General features: G+C 46.0%; 20 protein-coding genes. 15 read left to right on the forward strand and 5 right to left on the reverse strand.

Going from position 1 to position 20,643, the window contains the following annotated elements:
• Positions 1–76: 76 nt before the first annotated feature.
• Positions 77–790: a GntR family transcriptional regulator gene (locus tag IGI66_RS02665; protein WP_086306160.1), complete on the reverse strand. Its 714-nt coding sequence runs from the start codon at positions 788–790 to the stop codon at positions 77–79.
• Between the two features lie 182 nt (positions 791–972).
• Between IGI66_RS02665 and IGI66_RS02670 the strand changes: the two genes are divergently transcribed.
• The 5 genes from IGI66_RS02670 (at position 973) to IGI66_RS02690 (ending at position 4,799) form a co-directional block, all read left to right on the forward strand.
• A complete protein-coding gene (locus IGI66_RS02670) occupies positions 973–2,391 on the forward strand; it encodes a glycoside hydrolase family 1 protein (protein ID WP_438847424.1) in 1,419 nt (472 codons plus the stop codon).
• A gap of 130 nt (positions 2,392–2,521) precedes the next feature.
• Entirely contained in the window at positions 2,522–3,397 is an 876-nt protein-coding gene (locus tag IGI66_RS02675) for an ROK family protein (RefSeq protein ID WP_438847426.1), read from the forward strand.
• 74 nt (positions 3,398–3,471) lie between these two features.
• Positions 3,472–3,759, forward strand: coding sequence for a type II toxin-antitoxin system RelB/DinJ family antitoxin (locus IGI66_RS02680; protein WP_431378408.1), 288 nt, complete (start codon positions 3,472–3,474; stop codon positions 3,757–3,759).
• The gene (locus tag IGI66_RS02685; protein WP_438847428.1) at positions 3,752–4,087 is read left to right on the forward strand and encodes a type II toxin-antitoxin system PemK/MazF family toxin; all 336 of its coding nucleotides are present in this window, start codon (positions 3,752–3,754) and stop codon (positions 4,085–4,087) included. Before IGI66_RS02680 ends, IGI66_RS02685 begins: the two co-directional genes overlap by 8 nt.
• A gap of 139 nt (positions 4,088–4,226) precedes the next feature.
• Positions 4,227–4,799: an isochorismatase family protein gene (locus tag IGI66_RS02690; protein ID WP_438847430.1), complete on the forward strand. Its 573-nt coding sequence runs from the start codon at positions 4,227–4,229 to the stop codon at positions 4,797–4,799.
• A 34-nt stretch (positions 4,800–4,833) separates the two neighbouring features.
• Here the strand turns inward: IGI66_RS02690 and IGI66_RS02695 are convergent, their stop codons facing one another.
• Positions 4,834–5,592, reverse strand: a complete 759-nt coding sequence (locus IGI66_RS02695; RefSeq protein ID WP_010781808.1) for a DeoR/GlpR family DNA-binding transcription regulator — start codon at positions 5,590–5,592, stop codon at positions 4,834–4,836.
• A gap of 145 nt (positions 5,593–5,737) precedes the next feature.
• Between IGI66_RS02695 and IGI66_RS02700 the strand changes: the two genes are divergently transcribed.
• The 3 genes from IGI66_RS02700 (at position 5,738) to hxlA (ending at position 7,944) form a co-directional block, all read left to right on the forward strand.
• Positions 5,738–6,685 carry a class I mannose-6-phosphate isomerase gene (locus IGI66_RS02700; protein ID WP_438847433.1) on the forward strand — a complete coding sequence of 316 codons (948 nt, stop codon included), beginning with the start codon at positions 5,738–5,740 and terminating at the stop codon, positions 6,683–6,685.
• 1 nt (position 6,686) lies between these two features.
• The gene (gene hxlB, locus IGI66_RS02705; protein ID WP_438847435.1) at positions 6,687–7,250 is read left to right on the forward strand and encodes a 6-phospho-3-hexuloisomerase; all 564 of its coding nucleotides are present in this window, start codon (positions 6,687–6,689) and stop codon (positions 7,248–7,250) included.
• 67 nt (positions 7,251–7,317) lie between these two features.
• Positions 7,318–7,944 (forward strand): 3-hexulose-6-phosphate synthase, encoded by a 627-nt coding sequence (hxlA, locus tag IGI66_RS02710; protein WP_438847437.1) that lies wholly within the window; start codon positions 7,318–7,320, stop codon positions 7,942–7,944.
• A 28-nt stretch (positions 7,945–7,972) separates the two neighbouring features.
• Here the strand turns inward: hxlA and IGI66_RS02715 are convergent, their stop codons facing one another.
• On the reverse strand, positions 7,973–9,907 hold the full coding sequence (locus IGI66_RS02715) for a BglG family transcription antiterminator (RefSeq protein ID WP_438847439.1): 1,935 nt from the start codon (positions 9,905–9,907) through the stop codon (positions 7,973–7,975).
• Positions 9,908–10,163: 256 nt separating this feature from the next.
• Between IGI66_RS02715 and IGI66_RS02720 the strand changes: the two genes are divergently transcribed.
• The 6 genes from IGI66_RS02720 (at position 10,164) to IGI66_RS02745 (ending at position 16,262) form a co-directional block, all read left to right on the forward strand.
• A complete protein-coding gene (locus tag IGI66_RS02720) occupies positions 10,164–10,625 on the forward strand; it encodes a PTS sugar transporter subunit IIA (protein ID WP_438847441.1) in 462 nt (153 codons plus the stop codon).
• Positions 10,622–10,945, forward strand: coding sequence for a PTS fructose transporter subunit IIB (locus IGI66_RS02725; protein WP_010781801.1), 324 nt, complete (start codon positions 10,622–10,624; stop codon positions 10,943–10,945). Before IGI66_RS02720 ends, IGI66_RS02725 begins: the two co-directional genes overlap by 4 nt.
• A gap of 18 nt (positions 10,946–10,963) precedes the next feature.
• Entirely contained in the window at positions 10,964–12,064 is a 1,101-nt protein-coding gene (locus IGI66_RS02730) for a PTS fructose transporter subunit IIC (protein ID WP_438849272.1), read from the forward strand.
• Positions 12,065–12,149: 85 nt separating this feature from the next.
• Entirely contained in the window at positions 12,150–14,825 is a 2,676-nt protein-coding gene (mngB, locus tag IGI66_RS02735) for a mannosylglycerate hydrolase (RefSeq protein WP_438847443.1), read from the forward strand.
• Between the two features lie 26 nt (positions 14,826–14,851).
• The gene (scrK, locus tag IGI66_RS02740) at positions 14,852–15,730 is read left to right on the forward strand and encodes a fructokinase ScrK (RefSeq protein WP_314577047.1); all 879 of its coding nucleotides are present in this window, start codon (positions 14,852–14,854) and stop codon (positions 15,728–15,730) included.
• Between the two features lie 106 nt (positions 15,731–15,836).
• The gene (locus IGI66_RS02745; RefSeq protein WP_010781797.1) at positions 15,837–16,262 is read left to right on the forward strand and encodes a phosphate-starvation-inducible PsiE family protein; all 426 of its coding nucleotides are present in this window, start codon (positions 15,837–15,839) and stop codon (positions 16,260–16,262) included.
• 41 nt (positions 16,263–16,303) lie between these two features.
• On the opposite strand, the gene IGI66_RS02750 is transcribed toward IGI66_RS02745, so the two are convergent.
• Entirely contained in the window at positions 16,304–17,179 is an 876-nt protein-coding gene (locus tag IGI66_RS02750; protein ID WP_010781796.1) for a sulfite exporter TauE/SafE family protein, read from the reverse strand.
• A 499-nt stretch (positions 17,180–17,678) separates the two neighbouring features.
• Between IGI66_RS02750 and IGI66_RS02755 the strand changes: the two genes are divergently transcribed.
• Positions 17,679–18,998 (forward strand): DUF1958 domain-containing protein, encoded by a 1,320-nt coding sequence (locus IGI66_RS02755; protein ID WP_438847446.1) that lies wholly within the window; start codon positions 17,679–17,681, stop codon positions 18,996–18,998.
• A gap of 65 nt (positions 18,999–19,063) precedes the next feature.
• On the opposite strand, the gene IGI66_RS02760 is transcribed toward IGI66_RS02755, so the two are convergent.
• Entirely contained in the window at positions 19,064–20,632 is a 1,569-nt protein-coding gene (locus tag IGI66_RS02760) for an L-serine ammonia-lyase, iron-sulfur-dependent, subunit alpha (protein ID WP_438847448.1), read from the reverse strand.
• Between the last annotated feature and the right edge of the window lie 11 nt (positions 20,633–20,643).

The raw sequence follows: 20,643 nt of genomic DNA on the forward strand, positions 1-20,643 counted from the left end.
AAACAACTTTTTTTAAAAATATATACTTTTATCGAAATAGGCAGAAAAAAAGAGCTGAAAGACTCAGCTCTTCCGATTAGTTTTCCATAAATACGGCTTCAAAAATAAAGTCTTGATACAAATGGCGAGTGATTGAATATTCAAAAGGAGTGCCATTGGCTAAGGAAACACTTTTTTCAATCTCGATCATGAAGTCCCCAGCATTGATCCCTAAGATTTTCGCATCGAAGGCGTTTGCCAAAACCCCCTTCATCCATACATGAGAAGCATTGATCTCTAGATGGAGCTCGTCTCGGATATAGGAATAGACCGATTTTTTGAGATGCTTCGGTTCCAGTCCCGGAATGATCGAAAGAGGCATGAAGGTTTGCTCCAAGGAATACGGCTTCTGATCCACAAAACGACTGCGGACGATGTTGTAAACATAATCCTTTTCGCTCAACTGCAAGCTTTCCGCGACTTTTTTAGAAGGCAGCTCGATAGAAAAGGTATGGATCTCTGAATCAACATGTTCTTCTCCTACGACGCTCATCAGGCCTTCACTAGGGCCAAAAACCTTTGAATTGTCGATCGGTTTGCGAAGCACTTCGGTGCCAAATCCGCTGCGACTATGGAGGACGCCTTCAGAGACGAGCATATCCAGGCCCTTTTTAACCGTCAGCTTGCTGGTGTCATAATGTTCAGCCAACTCAGCACCAGAAGGCAATTTTTCCCCGATCGCATAGGTCCCGTCCTCGACCTTGCGTTTTACATCTAAGTAGATTTCCATATATTTTGCGTTCTTTTTCATTTCAACCTCCTTGTTCCCAGTAAAAGATATAAATAATTATATACTTTTATCGGGTTTACGCAATGCTTTTACGGTGAAAAGAATCCATTTTGTATAAAAGTATATATTTTTAATAAAAAATCTATTTCATTTTATTGTAAGCGATGTTATGATGGAATGGCATTCAACAAGAGGAGGATATTATGAAGACACAACACTTAACATTTCCAAAGGATTTTTGGTGGGGCTCCGCTTGGTCGGCTGAACAATCAGAAGGTCGTGGAGAAACAGGAAAAGCAGAAACCGTGTGGGAGCGCTGGTACAAAGAGCAGCCTTACCGCTTTTATCAAAGAATCAGTTCAGAAACGACGACGGATCATATCCATCGATACAAGGAAGACGTCCAGCTAATGAAACAGACGGGGCATAATTCCTTCCGTGTCTCGATCTCATGGGCGCGCATGTTTCCAGCGGATGGCGTTGGGGAAGTCAATCCCAAAGCGATCGCCTTTTACCGTGACCTATTCACAGAGATGACGACAAACGGCATCAAGGTTTTTGCGAACTTGTATCATTTTGATATGCCGGCAGCGCTGCAGGATAAGGGTGGCTGGGAATCACGAGAAGTCGTGGACGCCTATGTGCATTTTGCGGACACGTGCTTTAAAGAATTCGGGGATCTGGTTTATCATTGGTTCACCTTTAACGAACCGTTGGGCCCCATTTTGGGTTCGTATTTAGAAGACTTTCATTATCCGAATATCATCGATTTCAAGCGCGGAGCGCAGGCTGCACATTTCACCATCTTAGCCCATGCCAAAGCGATCGCCGCCCATAAAAAGCATCAACTAGATAGCAAGATCGGGGTCATCTTGAACTTAAGCCCTACGTTTCCTCGGAGTCAAAACCCAGCAGACGTGAAGGCCGCAGAGATTGCCGATCTGTTCCATGTACGCAGCTTTTTAGATCCAATGGTCAAAGGAATCTACCCAGAAAAACTGATCGCTCTTCTACGGGAATACGACCAGTTGCCTGCGGATTATACAGAAGATGATTTAGACTGCATCAAAGAAAATACGGCTCAAATCTTAGGCTTGAATTACTATGAGCCAAAACGCGTGAAGGCACGCTTGACCGCGATCAACCCAGAAGGACCGTTTTTACCAGACTGGTTCTTCGAAAACCATGTGATGCCGGGCCGTCGCATGAATGAATACCGCGGTTGGGAAATCTATGAAAAAGGCATCCATGATCTCTGTATGGATATCAAAGACAATTACGGCAATATTGAGGCCTTCATTTCCGAGAATGGCATGGGTGTTGCCAATGAAGAACGCTTCATGGATGAGCAAGGGCAAGTCATCGATGACTATCGGATCGAATACATTCAAGACCACTTAGCCTATCTATGGAAAGCAATCGAAGACGGCTGCAACATCAAAGGCTACCATTTGTGGACCTTCATTGACTGCTGGTCATGGATCAACGCCTATAAGAATCGCTATGGCCTAGTGTCGCTTGATCTGAAAACACAAAAACGCACTATCAAGAAAAGCGGCGAGTTTTATAAAAAACTCAGCGACGAAAACGGCTTTTCCTATGACGTGGATCGCTTAGTATAAATAGACAAACAAAACCAATCGGCAGCGGTTGGTTTTTTTGTTGGAATTTGTTTTTTCGCAGATGGAAAAGATTGCTCTGAGGGGAAGACTCCGATAAAATTTGAGCTAGAAAGATACAGGAGGAAAACCAATGACCCAAAAACTATTAGCCATCGATATCGGCGGCTCGTCCGTGAAAGCCGGAATATGGGAACAGGAACAATTGACGGAGCTGCCCAGCTTTGCTACCCCGAAAACATGGGAAGAAATGAAAGCGTATTTAAAATCGTTGGTGGAAGGCTATGAGATCACCGAGGGCGTCGCGATCAGTGCTCCGGGAGCAGTGGATGCAGACGAGGGTGTCATCTATGGGGTGAGTGCGGTGGCGTACCTCCATCGCTTTCCGATAAAAAAAGAATTGGCAGCCTTTTTAGGAATGCCTGTCTCCTTTCAAAACGATGCCAATTGTGCCGCATTAGCTGAAATCTGGCAAGGTAATGGGAAAGGACTGGAATCGGTCGCGCTGATGATCATTGGCACGGGGATCGGCGGCGGTATCGCATTGAATGGAAAGCTGCGAACAGGTGCGCATTTGTTTGGCGGCGAATTTGGCTATCAGATACTGAACTACGACACGCTGGAGACCTTGAGCGAGTTAGGGAGCCCTGTGATGATGGCGAAACGTTACTCGAAAATCAAAGCAGACGGCAAAAAGTATACCAGCAAAGATGTTTTTGAGTTCGCAGCAGCGGGAGAAGCGTTGGCACAAGAACAAATCGAGCGCTTTTATCAGGCGATAAGCATGGGCATCTATAACGTGTTGATTTCGTTAGACCCTGATCGCGTGCTGATCGGCGGCGGCATTTCGACACGGGACGATTTATTGCCGAACCTCGAAGAACGCGTACAGCACTTATTGACAAAAAATGGCGCGAAGGAATTATCAGCCGACATTATGCCCTGTAGGTTTTTGGATCAAGCCAATTTGATTGGGGCGATCTATCAGTTCTTGACTGAGCAAGCGTGAGGTCGATTATTTCTCCTGAAAGCATTCAAAAATTATACTTCCGGTAGTATAATAGGAGTGTGAGGTGATTCATAATGGAAGTGAAAAATAAACATAATGAAAAGAAGAAAGTGCAGGTCAATATTGATAAAGAACTAGCACAAGAAGTAGAAATTGTTTTAGAGGATTTAGGAATGAATCCAACAGTACTGATCACAGCATTGTACAAAAGAGTCGCTGCACAAGGCGAAGTGCCCTTTTCACTTGCATTGACTGAACGGGAAAAAGCCAAAAACCGACTAGCCAAGGCTGTAGACAAAGTGCCGACAAAACAGTTACGTAGTATGGACGAAATAGCCAATTGGTTGGATGATGATGATTAGACAAAATGATGTACTCATCCTATACATACCCTTTAACGATGCTGCTGGAAGAGGGAAGATGCGTCCCGCACTCTTTGTGCAACGGACGCACTCAGGAGTGAAAGTATTTCGGATCACTTCGAAATACGCGACGAAATCAGCTAAAATTCAGAAACGATATTACAAGATCAAAGACTGGAAAGAAGCAGGGCTAAACAAGCCGTCGTGGATAGATATTGGCGAGTCAGCAAGTTTTGATCTGGAAAATTTTAGCCCAAAGAAAATCGGGACATTATCCACAAATGATATAAACTCGTTAGCAGAATTTATCGAAAAGTATACAGATTGAAAACAAGTGCGCGGAAAATTTTTCTGGGCGCTTGTTTATTGTTTTGTGTGACTCCTTTTTTGTTTATGTTTTGAAAAATTTGGCAGAAAAAGAGATAATGGCAAAAGTATGTCAGCTTTAGAAAGCGAGTGTTTGTTTGATGAAGGAATTAGAGTTAGCAAAAACGGCGTTAGTTGTGATCGATCTGCAAAAAGGCATTATGGGGACTGGCGAGCTGCAGCCGTATTCTGCGTCAGAAGTAGTAGAAAAAAACAATCAATTAGCCGCAGCGATGAAAAATACAGCAGGCTGGGTGACCCTCGTGACTGTCGATCCCACCACGATGCAGCTATTGAACCCTGAAGGCAGCGGGAAGACCTATGCGGATATTCCGTCTGTATTTACAGAGTCTGTAATGCCGATCGCGCAGGATGCGGATGCGAAAAATGTTCTTAAGATCATGAAGCATAATCCAGGCGCTTTCTTTGGGACCGATTTGGATGTGCAACTGCGGCGGCGAAAGGTGGATACGATCCTGCTGACTGGCGTAGCCACGACGAATGGCGTGTATGCGACAGCTTTGGATGCCTACCAACACGGTTACAAAGTCATTATCGTAGAAGATGCCTGCGCCGATCGCGACGCGGAGCTGCATCGCATCTTTTTTGATAAATTATTTGTGAAGCTAGGACAAGTCGCTTCGACAGCAGATGTGCTGAAGGCGATGAAGTAAAGCAAAAACGTGAGCGATAATCGCCCACGTTTTTTTAATTTTGCGAATAAAATAAAACCTCTTCTGGAAAAGCGCTACGCTCTTCGTCAGTCAACGGCCGTTCCATCAGTACCATATCGATCGTTTGGAATTCCGAGAAGGTATACAGCCCTTGATTCCCAAGCTTTGAACTGTCGCAGAGGATCAGACTCTTCTTGCTATGGGTGATCACACTGCTTTTGATCTCCAACTCTTGGTAGGAGCGAATGGTGGGACCGGTTTTCGAGAACCCGTCACAGCCAAGAAAAGCGAGGTCCAGATTCACTGTTTGCAACGCGTGTAATGTCCAAGCACCCACGTAGGAGTTGCTCTTTTTTCGGAACTGCCCGCCTGTCAACAGAACCTGATTATCAGAAGTTGCCAATATTTGGCTGATCTGCAGGGAGTTCGTGACGATCGTCAAATCATCCCGCATCACTAATAATTTTGCCAATTGTAAAACAGTGGTGCTTGTATCTAAATAGAGCGACGCGTTTTGCGGAATAAAGTCTAAGGCTTTTTCTGCGATCGCGTTTTTTTCGTTTAATTGTCGTTTTTCTTTGACGGAAAATTCACTTTCTAAAAATGGCTTCGTCAGCGTGACCGATCCGTGTTTTTTGGCTAGTAGATTTTTTTCTTGGAGAAAGCTAACGTCTTTTCGGATCGTTTCTGTTGTGACGTGAAAGGTTTCGGCCAGCTCATTGATAGAGACCTCTTTTTTATTCATGACTTCGTGGAGAATTTTGTTTCTCCGTTCTTCACTGGTTACGCGCATATGATCCCTCCTGGAAAAAGTATAGCATATAAATCTTTGAATTTCCGTCAAAACCAATTATTCTTTTTGGTTTCTATTGATAAAACAAAAAATGTGTGTATAATTTGATTTGTGAGAGAAAACAAAATAGAAAGGTTGGTTTTTGATGGAAAAACAAATAGTAAAGATTTTACCCTTCTTTGAAGCACGAATGTGGGGCGGCGAACGAATGGTGAAGACGTTTCATTATCAAACGGATATTTTTCCAATCGGCGAAGTATACAATGTGGTTGCATTGCCCGGAGGAGTGGACTGTTCTGTAGCGGGGACGGATCTGACATTGTCTCAGCTATACAAACAATGTCCAGATTGGTTTGATTGTGAGACGGAAGAGCTGCCGATTCGCGTCAATTTGCTAGACCCTCTGGCAGATTTGTCGATTCAGCTTCATCCAGATGATGCGTATGCATGGGCACATGATCATTCGCGTGGAAAACCGGAGGCATGGGTAATCCTAGATACGCCGGCAGATGGCAAGATCGAGTTTGGACACCACGCGAAAACCAAAGAAGAATTTGCGCAGTGGGCACAAGAAGGCAACTGGGGAAAGCTGTTGAAATACCTGCCGGCCAAGAAGGATCATTTTATCGACATCCCTGCAGGTACACTTCATGCGATCAATCGCGATGTACTGACGTACAATATTTCCCGCAATGCCGATTTGACCTATCGACTGTTCGATTATGACCGAGTAGACCCGAATACAGGGGCAAAAAGGGAGCTGCACATCGAGAAGGTACTAGACAATGTGCTGGTGCCTGATACGTCAGAAGGCTTTGTCTGGGTAGCGCCTTATGAAAAAATGGGCTGTGAGATCACTGATTATTGGGACGAGGCAGGACTCTACAGTTTGAGTCGAATCAAAACAAAGGATCAAGGAAACTACGGTCTGGATCGTTTTGCCTTCATTACTGTAGTGGATGGCGCGGGCACGGTGAACGACGTGGCAGTCTCAAAAGGGGAAACGATCCTAGTGCCTGCAGGGATCGATCAATTGAACATTGTTGGAAAACTGGATTTGTTTGCGGCGAGCTATAAAAATGGAGGCGAATAACATGGAAACCAAAGAGGTCGCGTATACCGCGGCACTGGAGCTGGCGGGCACGTTGAAAAAAGTCGATCAACGTCAGATGGATCGATTGGTTGAGGGCATCAGTCAGGCGAAGCGGATTTTTGTCTCAGGCGCGGGCCGCTCGTTATTGATGCTAAAGGGATTCGCGATGCGATTGATGCACTTGGGCTATGAAGTCTATGTCGTGGGAGAAGTGACGACGCCGGCTTTCTTGCCTGAGGATCTTTTGATTCTTGCCAGTGCTTCGGGGGAGACGTCTTCGTTGGTCCAAACAGCGAAGAAAGCGCGCGAAATCGGCGGAGAAATCGTCAGCTTCACGATTTTTCCAGAGTCAACGCTGGCACGGTTATCTACGGGTGTGGTCAAGATTCCCGCATATACTGATAAGCGCCCAGAGAGCGAAACAAATCAAAAAGGCATTCTCCCAGGAGGCAGTATGTTTGAAGAAGCGGTCTTATTATTGGCCGATTCTTTGATCGTTGAATTAGCGTTAGAACAAAAAATACCAACGGATCGGGCGTTTGAAAAGCACGCGAATCTAGAGTAGGCAGTCTCGTTGGTGATATGAAAATAAGAAACCGGTCGTGGTTCAAACGAAACAGGAGGAAAAGAAAATGAAATTGCAACTAGCAATGGATGAATTAAGTTTGTCCGAAGCCTTAGGAGCATTGAAGGTGCTTCATCCCTATGTCGATATCGTGGAAGTTGGAACCCCTTTTTTGATCGACGCGGGGCGTGAGGCGGTTCGCCAGATCAAAGAAAGTTATCCAGAATTGGAGGTCTTATGTGATGCGAAAATTATGGACGCAGGTGCCTATGAAGCGCAGTTGGCCTATGATGCGGGAGCAGATTATGTGACGGTTTTAGGAATCACGGATATGCTGACGGTCAAAGGCTGCGTGGAACAGGCGCAAAAACAAGAGCGGCAGGTGATGGTGGATCTGATTTGTGTCCAGAATGTTGCCGAGCGTGTGCCGATGCTTGAAGAACTTGGAGTAGATGTTCTCGCGGTCCATACGGGAGCAGACCAGCAGCACGCGGGACGAACCCCCTTGGAAGACTTAAAAGAATTGACACACTATGCGAAAAAAGCACAGGTGGCTGTAGCGGGAGGCATCAACAGTGAGACCATTGACGCATATGTTGCGCTGAAACCGGATATCGTGATCGTCGGCAGCGGGATCTTGAACGCAGAAGATCCAGTAGAAGCTGCGCGGGTCATCAAAAAAGCATTGAACTAAAAGGAGCGGGGAATTTTCCCCGCTCCTTTTATAATGTCTTGATTTGTGTTAAAAAATGGGGATAATCGCTTTGCTGCAAGAGGGCTTGCTGGATCTCTTCTCGTTCCATAAACTCTAGTATCAGGCTATAGATTTCTTCGGTATCTTCGTAATCTTCTTTGCTTATGGCAAAAAGGAAGACGAATTTTACCAGATCTCCGTTTCCCCAATCAACCCCGTTTGGAATGACTGCGACGGCAACGGCGGATTGTTTGGCTAGGAGCGACATCGGGTGAGGGATCGCCAACCATTCGTTGATATTGGTTTGGTTGATTGCCTCACGCTTCATGATGCTGTCGTGGAAGGAAGCAGGCACGTAGCCTTTATCCACGAGCTGTAGGGTCATTTTTTTCAGCAATCGTTCTTTGTTTTCGACATCTCCGTGGAAATAGAAGGCCTCTTGAAACAAGGAAAAAATCTCGCCGTTTGCTTCATCAAAGCGTTGGATGAAGGGTTCGATCTTGCCGATCTCCTTATCTAAGGTCGCCATATTGATGTAGATGTGGGGCACACTCAATTGCTCCAACGGCACTGTCGTAATGACAAAGTCCACCGTTGTCAGGTCGCATTGTTGGAGCTCGACATAGGAGACGCGATCCACGACCTCGATGGTCTCCTGATAGTGTTTCTTGATCTTGGCTTCGATGATTCGACTCATCGCACGACCTGTTCCGCAGACGAGGATCACACGGTATTTTCGATGATGACTAATGGAATTTCTCTCCATTGCGCCGGCAATGTGGAGGGCGATATAGCCGACCTCATCTTGAGAAAAATACAGCCCATGTTTTTTGCCAAGGGTTTCTAGATGTGTCAAACAAAGATCGTAGGCTTGCGGGAACGATTTTTTGATCGTTTCCAGCAACGGATTGCTGCGTCGCGCCTCCATCAGGTTCATATTGATAAAGCCTTCAATGTGGGAAGTCAGATCTTCCACCAGCATTTTGTCTTCGAGCCAATCAAAATTAGAGGTTCGTTTGATGGCATGAAGCAGTTCACTTACGATGGCCTGGGCCGTTTCAGTGGAAGACTTGCTTGTGGATTCTGTTTCGACCAGACGAGGCGCATTCAATGCTAAATAATAGGTGAAGTAATCTTTTTCTCCTTCCGTCAGCTGGACATCGTAGGCGCGGTCGATCTCGTTCAAGAAATGCCAAAGCGCCTCTTTGGCATGTCGTTTAAGGGTCGGCACACGTAAAGGAAACTCCGTGATGGGATGCCCAGATAAAAAGCGGCTGAGTGCTAAGGCAAAGTGAGAAAGAATATTTTTATGGTAATAATCTGAATCCAACAGCTCTAACGGTGCGAGATCGTTGAGCTCTAGCGTCTGCAACAAATCGAGATCAATCGTGTCAAATAATGCCAATTCCATCTCCGTGAAGCCAATTAAATATTCCTGCAGGTCCTTTTCGATCAACAGGTCACTGATGGCTTGCCGCTTCGCGAATTCGTTTCCCAACACTTCAAATCCGATATTTGGGCGATTGATGACTTTTAGCTGATACGTCATCAAGTTGTCTCGTGCAGTTTTCAAATAGGAATAAAATGTATTTTTACTAATAAATAGCTGATCTAGAAAGTCATCCAATGATAAAGGGTTTTCATTCTTAAATAGAAGGAAAAGTAAATACGCCTGCCGCTCTTCGCTAGTCGTGAGGAACGAATCGGCGGAGGTCATGCTTTCCTGCCACCATGCGGTGAACTGTTCTTTGGAAAGAACGGTCAGCAAATACCCTTGTCCCCGAACCAATGTCACGGCAGCACCGACATTGCGCAAGAGATCGTTCAGATTGGCAATATCTGTTCGCACCGTTCGCTCAGAGATAGAGAAGCTTTTGGCTAACTCTTTCATCGGCAGCGGGGTCGTTTGTTTGGCTAATAATTCTAATAGGTCATCTAATCGTTGATAAGCAAGCTTTGACACTTGGTTCACCTCCGGTACTTAACCCAATCATACAATATAGAAGAAAAGATTGAAATCGTTCTGCCGTCCAGCCGTTTTCCAAATAATTTGGCAGTTCATTAGGAAAACGCTTTACTAGTGATTGCCAAATGAGTTGGAAAATGGAAGTGTTTACATCGGTACGCAAAACTCGTAAATTAAACGTGTAAAGAAAAACGAACCACCATTCGTGATCTTGAAAAATAATTTCCCAAACGACGAGAAAGGGGCTTCCTATATGGATTTTAAAGAAAAAAATATTCTATTAGATGTGGCGGTCGCTTCAAAAGAAGAACTCTTTGATGTCATCGCAAATTACGCGTATGACTCAGGGTATGTCGCGAATGCGGCGGATACGAGCGCTGCCTTCAATGAACGAGAGGCAGAATATTCGACGGGATTGCAGGAAGGATTTGCCATCCCCCATGCAAAAGCAGAGACGGTGTTAGCGCCGACGGTTTTGTTCATTCGTTTAACGAAGGCAATCGAATGGGAGACCTTCGATGATTCCGCAGTGAAAAATGTGTTTGCTTTGATGGTCCCTAAAAAAGACGAGGGAACTGTCCATTTGGAAATGCTGAGTCGATTGGCGACGGCTTTATTGGAAGAAGACTTCATTCAGCAGGTTCAGCAATCAGAGGATAAAACAAAATTAGTAGAAACGATCAAAAAAGAAATGATTGGAGAGAGGATCATATGAAAATCGTAGGAATTTCCGCCTGTCCAGCAGGATTGGCACACACACCTATGGCCGCTAAAGCGTTAGAGAAGGCCGGAGCAAAATTGGGCTATGATGTGAAGATCGAGCAGCAAGGGTCATTAGGGCAGGTCAACAAAATCACCGCAGCCGAAGCACAAGAGGCCGATTTTTTATTACTGGCGACGGATCAAAAAGTCGTTGGGCTGGAACGGTTTGAAGGAAAACCTCAGCTTCGGGTAAATATCAATACCTGTATCAAAGCGCCAGAAGCTGTGTTGAAAAAATGTATCGCTGCTGTTGAGCAAAGACAGGCAAATTAAAGAAAAGGGGCAAGCATGATGAAGAAAGTTTTAGCAGAGGTAAAGGGCCACTTGATGAGTGGGATCAGTTTTGTACTGCCGTTGATTATTGGTGCCTCCCTAGTTGTCGCGATTCCAAAAATGATCGCGCTGGGGATGGGGATCACAAGTTTAGACCCATATGCAAAAACAGAAGGATTGAAACACGCACTTTATATGATTGAACAGGTTGGTTGGACCGGTATTGGGTTGATCAACACAGTATTAGCAGGATTTATTGCGTATTCGATTGGAGACAAAGCAGCATTAGGTGCCGGATTTATTGGCGGTGCAGTGGCTACTAGTACGAACGCCGGCTTCTTAGGTGCTGTGATCGCCGGTTTCTTAGCCGGATATTTAGTGAAATGGTCAAAAGAAAAAATCAACTTGCCAGAATCATTCTCTGGCGTGATGCCATTAGTGATTTTACCGTTGATCGCCACCTTGTCTGTCGCGATCGTGATGGGGGCACTCCTGTCTGAGCCGCTGGCATGGATCAACACGAGCCTAGTTGATTGGATTCGTACCATGATTGAAAATGATGTCAACAAGATCTTGTTGGCGATGATCATGGGGGCGATGATTGGTTCCGACTTAGGCGGACCAGTGAACAAAGCCGCTTGGATGGCTGGAAATGTCTTATTGGCTGAAGGTGTCTATTTGCCAGCGATCATTGTAAACGTCGCTATCTGTGCAGTGCCTTTCGGATACGCGTTGGCGACATTGTTCCATAAAAAACGGTTCAACCAAGAATTATTGGATGCAGGTCGGAACAACTTTATCATGGGATTCATCGGAATTACTGAAGGGGCCATTCCTTTCACACTCGTGAACCCGTTGAAGCTCGTTCCTATCAACATGATCGGAGGCGCGATCGCTTCTGGCTTAGGGATTACTTTCGGCATGTACGCAAAAATGCCGCCAGTAGGAGGAATCTATGGCTTCTTTACAGTCGGCAACGGCTGGGCATATTTATTAGGCCTATTCATCGGAGCAGCCTTTATCGGTTTTGTCGCACCGCTATTCGTTAACTTCAACAAACAAGAAACGGGTACAGAAGAGATTGAATTAGACGATATCGATGTCAGCTTCGAAAACTAATCGAAACAAGAAATAAAAAAATTAATAGGCGCTGGCGGTGAAAATCGTTGAGTGCCTATTTTAATCAAACGAGAGGAATTTTTGCATGAAAAAAACAGTACACGTCGTACCACACAGTCATTGGGATCGCGAATGGTATTTTACCACCAGTCGCTCAAAAATTTATTTGATGCACGATCTGAAAAAAGTGTTGGAGCAATTAGAAAAAGACACGCCCTACAACAGTTTCATTTTAGACGGGCAAGCGTCATTGTTGGACGACTACTTAAAATGGCGTCCGCAAGACAAAGGCAGAATCGAAACCTTAGTGAAGCAAGGCAAGCTGATCATCGGACCTTGGTACACACAAACAGATCAATTAGTCATTTCTGGAGAAAGTATCGTCCGCAACATGCTGTACGGCATGAAGATCTGCGAAGCCTTTGGCGATTACATGAATGTCGGCTATGTACCGGATTCCTTCGGGCAAGCAGCCAGCATGCCGCAGATTTATCGCGAGTTTGGCATCAGCGATACGATGTTTTGGCGCGGCGTGAGTGATGACGATGTCGCGCACACAGAATATACGTGGCGCGGAGAAGACGGGTCAGTCGTCAATGTGTATCAAATCCCTAGTGGCTATTACATTGGCGGTGCGATCCCTGAACGAGAAGCAGACCTGGCAAAATTCCTGCATGAAGAACCGTTTAAAACGACTTGGGGCCGCAGCGCCACCGATCAAGTCTATTTCCCGAATGGGTTTGACCAAGCACCAGTGAGAGAGAATTTACCTGAGCTGGTGGACCAAATGAACGCTCTTTATCAAGAAGAGTACGAGCTGCAATTCTCGACGATCGAAAAATACATTGCCGCAGTCAAAGAGCGTCAGCCAGAATTAGAAGAAATTGCGGGAGAGTTGATCAACGGAAAACTGATGCGTATCCACAAGACGATCTTTTCTTCACGCCCGGATCTCAAAGCAATGAACACGAAGATCCAGCATTATTTAGTCAATGTGATGGAACCTGTATTGACGATGGCGATGCAGTTGGGCTTTGACTATCCTGTGGAGACAGTCAAAGAAATCTGGAAGCTGATGTTTGAGAATGCGGCCCATGACTCGATCGGTTCATGTGTCTCTGATACGACCAACGAAGATGTCTATATGCGTTACAAACAAGCCCGGGATATTTCGATGAATCTCGTTGAGCTGACCTTGCGCCAACTCGCTACAGCGATCCATAATCCTCAGGCACAAGAAATCACGTTTACCTTGTTCAATACCTACGACACATCACGTGAGGGTGTGGTGGAAGCAGAAGTGTATTTGCCTCAGAAAGACTTTGCGATTCTGGATCAGGCGGGAAATACATTGCCTTACACGATTTTAGAGCTGATTGATCAAACGGAATATGTCTTGAATCAAGGGAACGTATTGAATTCTGTCAAAGAAATGTATCTACCGGAAACAGTCTACAAAGCGAAAATCATGATCGAGACGACGGAAGTGCCAAGCATGGGCTACACGCAATTGACGATCGATCTTACAGGCAATAGCCGTACTCCAATGCAGCCGGCAACGGATCGGACGATCGAGAATGACGGTTACCAGATAACAGTCAATCCAAACGGTTCCCTAGATATTTTAGATAAGGCAAATGGGCTGCTCTATAAAAATCAAGGAATCATTGAAGAAAATGGGGACGATGGCGATTCCTTCAATTATTCGCCGCCGACGAAGGATTTAGTGATCTCCTCACAGACCTATGAACCAACGATCACGATCAAGCAATCCGCCATTTACCAAACGATCCAATTGGACTTTTTATTCACTGTACCGAAGGATTTAACTGAGCGGGAAGAGAAAAAAGTCTCTGCGCAACTGCCGATCACACTGGAGGTTGGCTTGAAGAAGGGATCGCCGCTCATTGACTTCCAATTGACCGTGGACAATCAACAGGTCGACAGTCATCGCGTCTGTGTCCTGTTCGATACAGGCATCGCCTCGAAATTCTCGATCGCTGATCAGCAATTTGGAACGTTGCAGCGTCCAGTTGTCTTTGAAAAAGAAATGGCACTTTGGGAAGCGAATAAAGACCAATGGAACGAACAACCGATCGCCATTGAGACCTGCCAGTCTTTCGCTGGTCTCTTTGATGACACGCACGGTGTTGCCGTAATGCCAAAAGGAGTACGGGAATACGAGATCATTGGTGAAGAATTTGACACGATCCGTTTGACCATCTTCCGTACCTATGGTTTTATGGGGAAAGAAAATCTGATGTATCGTCCGGGCCGTGCTTCCGGCGAATCCGTGATCGCCACGCCAGATGCCCAATGCCATAAAACGATGCGCTTTGATTTCTCAGTCGCTTACTTTGCGCAACGTTTTGATGAAGCCGATGTGCCGCAAGTAGCGAAACAAGCCGTAACACTGATCGAGGTCTATCAATACGCAGAATTCTTAAATTCACGGCTGATCTTTACACTAGGAGAGGTTGAAAAACACTTGCCGGCAACCTTCAGTCTGTTGAACATTGAAGGCAATCTGACGCTGAGTGTTTTGAAAAAGGCGGAAGATCGTCCAGGCTATATTCTACGATTGTATAATGGCGCGTTGGAAACCGAGGGCTATGGGACCATCACCTTCAACCACCACATCCAGACAGCAGAAAAAGTTGATCTGAAAGAGAAAACAAAGGAACCGCTATCAATAAATCATGATACAATAGAGCTTGAAAACATTGGGCACGCAAAATTCGTGACCTTATATGTGGAATAAATCTAACAGATTGTGAGTGAAGCGTAGTGGAAAAATTGTTTGGCGGAATCGAAGCGGGCGGAACAAAGTTTGTCTGTGCCGTTGGGAATCAAGAGTTGGAGATCGTTGAGCGGGTCAGCTATCCGACAACGACTCCTGAAGAAACGATGGCGTTAGTGATCGGCTTCTTCAAAAACTATACAGAGCAATTAGTCAGTATCGGAGTCGGTTCCTTTGGTCCGATCGACATTCACCGTGATTCGAAGACGTATGGCTATATCACGTCAACACCAAAATTAGCTTGGCAGAATTTTGATTTTGTCGGCACGATGAAAAAGGAATTTGATGTGCCGATCGCTTGGACAACGGACGTGAACGCCGCGTGTTATGGCGAATATGTAAAAGGACGCGGCGATGGGGTCAACAGTGTCGTTTACTATACGATCGGTACAGGGATCGGCGGCGGTGCGTTGCAAAAAGGGACATTTGTCGAAGGCTTCAGCCATCCAGAAATGGGGCATGTGTTAGTCAGCCGCAATCCAAAAGATGATTTTGAAGGCGTTTGTCCTTTCCACGGACATTGCTTAGAAGGGATGGCAGCAGGTCCCGCGATCGAAAAACGCTTGGGCCGCAAAGGGCAAGACTTGGCGGAAGACGATCCGTATTGGGAGATCGAAGCAGACTACATCGCACAATGCGCCTACAACACGACGTTGATGTTCTCTCCAGATGTCATCATCTTCGGCGGCGGCGTGATGCAGCAAGACCACTTAGTCAAAAAGGTTCGTGCCCGTTTCAAAGAATTAGTGAACGAGTACGTGAAGACACCTGCCTTAGAAGACTACATCGTGACACCGAAGCTTGGCAACAATGCTGGGACGATCGGCTGTCTTGCGTTAGCACGAGAAGCAAAATTGCATTCATAGAAAGAAAGCCGCCGATCAATTTGGCGGCTTTTTTTCAAACTTTTCCTTTCTGATTTAGGAAAACTCTTGCTATAATTTAGAAGAACAAAGCAGGGGGAATGCAAAAATGAAAGACAATCACTTTCTGAAATTTGAAAAAGCGATCAGTACGATCGTTGATTTTCTATTAGCAGTATTGATCATTGTCATAGTGATCGTGATGGGAGAAGGCATCTTCAATATTATTCTTCATGTGATTCCCTTGAACAACGTTTCTGAGATGACACTTTTGATCGAGGAGATCGCGACACTCTTTATTCTATTAGAGGTGATCTTGATGCTGCTGCGCTACATCAAAGAAGGGCATCACATTCCTGTGCGCTATTTGATCCTGATCAGTATCACGGCGATCTTGAGAGAGCTGCTGCTCGCACACGGCAATGGAGAAAATTCATTGCTTCTCTCGATCTCGATTTTAGTTCTAGTTTTGGTTCTCTTCTTACTGGAGAAGGTCAAAGCCTTCCATAAAGGAGAAAGCAAGCTCGAAAAATAAAGAAGGCACTGTACCAATGTTCTGGTACAGTGCCTTCTTTATTAGGCTGCCGCTGTTTTGCGGGATTTTAGAATGTATTGAATTCCTGTATAAAAAATAATGACAATAACTAGATAAGTGACCATCGTAATATCTAAACCTAATAAAAATTGTGAAGCGATAATAACACCGGGAACCCCGCCGATCGTAATGGCTAAAGCGATTTTTCTAGAGTAGGCTTTCTCACGAATGAAGTTGATGTTCGCAACAGGCTGCAGACCGGCACAAGAGCACATCATGATCGGAAAAGCCGCCAGTGGCGTCATTCCCAACATATAAACCATCGCCATACAAGGTGCAAACAAGCCGACTCCGACAGTCATCAAGGCACCGAATAAGAAGTTTCCGAAGATTCCAGCCAGCAATTTTACCCCAGTCAACGCCGTCGCGGTATTGCCTTTTCCTAATAAGGCGATGACTTCGGTTTGGCGCAGCAGCATCAAGATGGCTGTGATCAACAAGGCCCAGCCAATCCATTTTTGGACCGCTTTTTCAGAGAGCTTGGTCACGTATTTCGAACCAAACCATGAGCCGACCATCGCCGCTACGATCAGTGATACAAGCGTCAACGCGTCGACTTTGATCACTGTTACAAAAATAATGGCTTCCGTCAGTACGGGGATCGCGTGTCCAACATTCAAGATCCCTGGTAATTTGCGGTCGTCGTCGATTTGTTTGGTCGCGTTCAGCAGCATCGTCGTGATGGCGAAGCTTCCGATCCCGATCGTGTCCGCAAAGTCTGTGATGAATCCGATAATTCCGCTAATCAGCCAATTGCCTGGTCCTAGATCGTCGCGATGAGTGATGATATCGTGAATGAGCATAATCGCTTGAAAGATCATCAGACCAATTAAAATATAAAAAATAATCTGTGCCATAAGTCCTCCCGTGGGTCGTTTTCTTATAATTATAACAATAAACGAAATAGAAAAACGAGATTTTTTGATTTTTTTTGTGATTCATTGAACGATAGCCTGGAAAAGTAAGTTCTTTATAGTTGGCTGTCAAAAGGAGTACATACATTCGCGAGTGAAACCACTTCTGTCAGCCTAACAGTCAAGGTCAAACCGGAAAACGCAGAGATGCCTGCAATCGATCCTATGATAAGGTACAGCGAAGAAGGCTTCAACACAAGAAAAAAGGCTTGTCCCTATGGTGATCGTGAAAGGATAGAAGAAGGAAATCCCTGACGCACCCTTTTCTTTCAGAATAATGGGCTAATGTGAAAAAAGTTCTAAAATATTCTTCTTATTTATGCTAAAATTTTAAGTACGATGCATGAAATGAGGGGGAGTTGTAATCAAAAAAGTTGTGGTTCTATTATTTATGATGGCGATGATTTCTTTTGAGACATCGGTTTTTGCAGCAGCGGACATCATGGAAATTACCAGAGATGCGGGCTATACCGATGTGTTAGAAGTGAACAAACCAAAAGCTTCGATCGTTATTGACGGAGTAAATGGTCAGATATTATGGGAAGAAAATGCGGAGGTCGTGAGGGAGCCGGCGAGTATCTCTAAAATGATGACGGTCTTTTTAGTCTTCGACGCGATCAAAGAAGGAAAATTGACGTTAGACACACCGATCAAAGCAACGGAAAAGGATCAAGCGATCAGTCAATTGTATGCGATCAGTAACAATGATATCAAAGCAGGGGTCGAGTATCCGGTGAGAGAGCTGCTGAAAATGGTGATCGTCCCGTCATCGAATGTGGCGACGGTGATGCTGGCGAATACCGTGTCGGAGAATGACGCGGGCGGATTCATCAAACGCATGAATGACAAAGCGCAAAAAATCGGGATGAAGAATACCGCCTTTTACAATTGCAGCGGCGCTTCTGCCGTGAGCTTTGAAGGGCTTTACGAACCAAAGGGGTATGACCCAAATGGGAGCAACACCTCAACGGCGCGTGACTTGGCGACGATGGTCTTTCATTTGATCAATGACCATCCTGACGTGCTGACATTTACAAATCAAGCGAAGGTCACGGCTATGGCAGGCACCCCGTACGAAGAAACCTTCGAGACCTACAATTATTCCTTGCCGGGGGCAAAATACGGCTTTGACGGGGTAGACGGGTTGAAGACAGGTTCGGGGCCAAGCAGTGCCTTTAACTACATCGCGACAGCGAAGCGCGGAGAGATACGAGTGATCGAGGTGATTTTAGGCGTCGGTGACTGGTCAGACCAAGACGGAGAATATTACCGTCATCCCTTTGGCAATGCACTGTTGAAGAAGACCTTTGATGAGTATGAGCGCCGCCTGCTGCTGTCGAAGGGAAGTCATGAGATCGGCGGGAAAACGATCGAATTGGACCAAGACTTTTATGGGGTGATGAAAAAGGACGCAAAACCCGAATTGACGGTCCAAGACAAGCAAGTGGTCGTCTCGAATCAAAAGGAGCAAGCTGCGGAAACGATGCCTAAACTGGCTCAAAGCTTCAGAGAGCCCAAGAAGGAAAGTGAATCGCTGCCTGATACGAAGCAATCGGCTTCTCCTTTATCTAAACTGATGAAGGTGCTGCCTCCAGTGGTGTTGTTCCTTCTTGGACTGCTGCTGCTCGCTTTCCCGACGAAACGAAACGTAACTGGAAAAACGAGAAGAAGCACACGCAAACGAGGTCGGACAATGGTCAAAGCGGCGGGTGCTGTATGTATTCTTGGCGCACTGGTTCTTTTGGTTTGGCTATTCCTATAAGTGATCGATATAAAAAATAAAGGGAGTGGGACGCTTATGCGTCTCGCTCCCTTTTCTCATTGATTTTAACAGCAATCTAGCGGACAGCCTAGTTTTTCAGCGATCTCAAGGCCCGTTTTTGTTTGCGCCAATCCGGCATGTCCGGTGCAGCGTAAAGAGGGCGGGATCATACGTCCGACTTTATTAAAGCTTTCGATCGTTTCGTCCAGTGGAACAACGACATCGTACCCTGCCAAGGCCATGTTCGCCGCACCCAGCGCGTTCATGCCGCACATCATATTTTTTCCAAGACAAGGCACTTCTACTCGAACACCAATGGGGTCACAGGTCATTCCAAAGACATTTTGGAGGGCCATCGCCGCCGCATCCACTGCCTCCTCGATCGTTCCCCCCATTAACTGGACTAGAGCACCTGCGGTCATCCCAGAGCCGGAACCGCATTCCGCCTGACATCCGGCAACTTCCGCCGCAAATGTGGCGTATTCAGCGATGAAGACCCCGATCATCCCAGCCGCTAATAGCCCGCGAACCAAGTCATCTTTTGATTTCTTCTGGTAGTCGCTGACCGCGATCAATGTCCCCGGCAGTGCACCGCAGGAACCTGCTGTTGGCGCCGCCACGAACACATTCATGGAGCTTTTGACCTCCATCAGGGCAGAGATGTTTTCGAGGATTTTTGCCGGAAGGTCGTCCCCGATCAGCTTGGCGCGATTGGCGCGAATCTTCGGTGACTGCGCCCCCAACATCCGATCGTCATAGGACGTTCCCGCCAATCCTACCTTGATGCCGTTGGTCATGATGGCGAGGATATCTTCTGCTTTTTGATAGACTTCGGCTTCGGAGATACTGCCGCGATGGCTCTCGTAACGCAACGCCATATCCGCTAAATCTAACTGCTCCTTGTTTGCCAAGGCAACCATTTCTTCGACCGTAGAAAAAAGCATCTCTGGTTCCTTTTGCGAAAGAACCGGTAACACAGGATCGAAGGCAATTATGCGTTCGACGGTCATGCGTTCCTTCAGCCAAGCCTTTTCATTTTCAGGGAGTGCCTGCTGGGTTTTAAGGTGCAAAAGGATTTCTCCCTCGTTTTCAGAGACCGTCGCAAAGCAAAATTTACTGATTTTTTCTGGGAGCTCGGCTTCAAGTAAAGCGAGATCCTTTCCGAAAAGCAGGGTCTCATAAAAACCGCCAGTGATCGCCACGTTGAAATGATTGATCTCTGTGATCTCGATCATGCCGCCGCCGACAGAAAGCGCGACGACATCGAGTTCTTCACCGAGGTCTGTTTTGATCATCATTTTATACGTGTTGGGGTGGGTGTTCTCAAAGGGAATGACCCGAAAAAGAACTGTCATGCCTTCGTCCTCGGCAATCTCAAGTGCCTTCGTCAAGCGGCTGTCTGTGGGGTCCATCCCCAATAAGCCGCCGACGAGTCCAATATCAGAGCATTGCGTGATGTAGCTTGCTGCCAAAGAGCCTTCTGGATCAAAAACCGCTTGAAAAAAAGTGATCTTTCCTGCGACCATCTGACGCAGCGCACGACCGATTCGGACAGAAGCTGCCGTGTGGGAGCTGGAGGGACCGATCATGACAGGCCCCAAAACATCATTAAAGATACTTGCATGTTCTTTCATCTGCGCCCCTC

Origin of the sequence: Enterococcus sp. AZ048 (assembly GCF_051715125.1) — a bacterium.
GTDB lineage: Bacteria > Bacillota > Bacilli > Lactobacillales > Enterococcaceae > Enterococcus_A > Enterococcus_A gilvus.